Source organism: Dietzia sp. CW19, from assembly GCF_014145265.1.
Classification (GTDB): domain Bacteria; phylum Actinomycetota; class Actinomycetes; order Mycobacteriales; family Mycobacteriaceae; genus Dietzia; species Dietzia natronolimnaea.
In genome coordinates this window covers 1678-3887 of record NZ_JAALEE010000382.1, presented here as the reverse complement: position 1 = coordinate 3887, position 2210 = coordinate 1678, and the positions used below count along the sequence as shown (strand labels likewise).

Below are 2210 nucleotides of genomic sequence, written 5' to 3'. Positions count from 1 at the left end.
GGTCCTGCCGAGCCCCCGCATGGTCCAGACCTGCGCCATCGCGGGCGGGGCCACCGGACCGTCGTGACCGGCCGCGCGGGCCGCGGCCTCGTCGGTGTAGATCGGGTTGACGTCCCCGATCGCCTCGGTCCAGTTGCGGATCATCGGCGTGTTGATGGGATCGCGGCCCGCGCGGCGCGCGCTGCCGCCGGAGGCGCGGACCTCCTCGGCGGCGGCCAGGATGCGGGCGGCCTGCTCGTCACTCATGAGTGCCTTCTCGTTCGGTCGTGGGCGGGCTGACGGGGGGTCGGGTCAGCGGGCGGTGCGGGGCATGCCGAGTCCGCCCATGCAGGTCAGTTCGCGCATCACCTCGTTGACCCCGCCCCCGAAGGTGATCACGACGTTGCGCTTGTTCATCATGTCGAACCACCGCTGGAGTCTGGCGGTGTCGGGATCGGTGGGGTCGCCGAAGCGACCGAGCAGCTCCTCGATGATCCGGCCGACGTGCTGGATCTTCTCGGTGGAGAACACCTTGGACGCCGCCGAGTCACCCATCGACGGGTTCTCCCCGGCCGAGGAGACCTGCCAGTTGAGCAGTTCGTTGAGCCGGACGAACGCGAAGATCTCGGCGAGCCCGCGCCGCACCTCGGGCCGGTCCAGGTGACGGACCCCGTCGGCGCCGGTGCCCCGGGCCCAGCCGACCAGCTCGTCGTAGTACCCGCCCGGTCGACCGGACGGGGCCAGCATCACGCGCTCGTGGTTGAGCTGGGTGGTGAGCATTTTCCACCCGCCGTCGACCTCGCCCACCACCATGTCCGCCGGGACGCGCACGTCCGAGTAGTAGGTGGCGTTGACGTGGTGGGCGCCGTCGCAGGTGATGATCGGGGTGAACGAGAACCCCGGATCGGAGGTGTCGACGATGAAGATGGTGAGCCCGCGATGTCGGGAGTCCGGGGTACCGGTCCGCGCGGCCAGCCAGATGTAGTCGGCGTGGTGACCGCCGGTGGTCCACATCTTCTGCCCGTTGATGATCCAGTCGCCGGTGGCCTCGTCCCGCCTCGCGGTGGTCCGCAGCGCGGCGAGGTCGGTGCCCGCGTCGGGCTCGGAGTAGCCGATCGCGAAGTGGATCGAGCCGTCGAGGATCCCGGGCAGGAACTTCTCCTTCTGCACCTCGGAGCCGTACTTCTGCAGGGTCGGCCCCACGGTCTGCAGCGTGACCGAGGGGAGCGGGACGTCAGCGCGGGTGGCCTCGTTGGTGAAGATCAACTGTTCGATGTGGCCGAAGCCCTTGCCGCCGAACTCGGTGGGCCACCCCACCCCCAGCCACCCGTCCCGGCCCATGCGGGTGATGATCTCCGCGTAGGTGTCGCCGTGGCGGGTGGTGGCGATGTCCGCCGCCTCCTCGGGCGAGATGAGCGTGGAGAAGTACTCGCGGAGCTCGGCCTGCAGCGCCCTCTGGTCTCCGGTGAGGTCGATGAAGGTGCCGTCCGGGGCCGCACCGGCGTCGGCGTCGGTCGAGGCGGGGGCCACGTGCTCGACGGGGTCGGACGCCACCGCCGACGCGAGGTCGTCCAGGTGGAGCTGCGCGCCGCCGACGAAGCGGGCCAGGTCCTTGACGGCCGAGGAGTACCGGAACATGGGGTAGGTGATGTCCACCCCGACCCCGCCGTGCAGGTGGTGCAGGATCTGCACCGCACGCGGTCCCTCGGTGGCCAGCCAGTAGGCACCGATCGTCGGGTCGGTGGCGTACCGGTCGGCCGGGCCGGTGCGCCCCTCCGAGACCCGCCAGGTCACCGACTGGGAGATCACGTGCAGCGTGCGCGAGATGATGTAGACGTCGGCCAGCTCCTGCTGGACCGCCTGGAACGAGCCGAGCGGCTTACCGAACTGCACACGCTGCTTGAGGTAGTCGGCGGTCATGTCCAACGCGCCGGAGACCAGGCCGTCACCGTGGGCGATGCACGCCGACAGGACGAGCCGTCGGAACTCGTCGAGGACCGATCCGTCCCCCGGGCCGCGGATCACGTCGTCGTCGTCGACCGGCGTCGCGTCGAACCGCATCGCGTACTCCGGCACGCCGAGCGACCCGAGGGTCGGGGTCAGGGTGACCCCGGGGGCGTCGGGGGCGACGACGACGAGGACGGGGGCTCCCCCGGCCGTGGACACCGGCACCAGGACGGACCGGGCCTGGGCCGCGTAGCGGACCGCGGTGACGGTGCCCGTGATCGTCC

2 protein-coding genes and 1 pseudogene are annotated in these 2210 nt (G+C 71.0%); all 3 read right to left on the bottom strand.

Translation table 11 applies throughout. The annotated features are described in order from the left end of the window. Nucleotides 1-246, bottom strand: a 246-nt coding sequence (locus G6021_RS11720) for a MaoC family dehydratase N-terminal domain-containing protein (protein WP_182641349.1), incomplete at its 3' end; no start/stop codon positions are given. Nucleotides 247-291: 45 nt separating this feature from the next. Continuing rightward, the gene (locus tag G6021_RS17920) at nt 292-1509 is read right to left on the bottom strand and encodes an acyl-CoA dehydrogenase family protein (RefSeq protein WP_338404187.1); all 1218 of its coding nucleotides are present in this window, start codon (nt 1507-1509) and stop codon (nt 292-294) included. Nucleotides 1510-1596: 87 nt separating this feature from the next. Beyond that, nucleotides 1597-1899, bottom strand: a pseudogene (locus tag G6021_RS17915) (acyl-CoA dehydrogenase family protein); the annotation flags it as partial. Between the last annotated feature and the right edge of the window lie 311 nt (nt 1900-2210).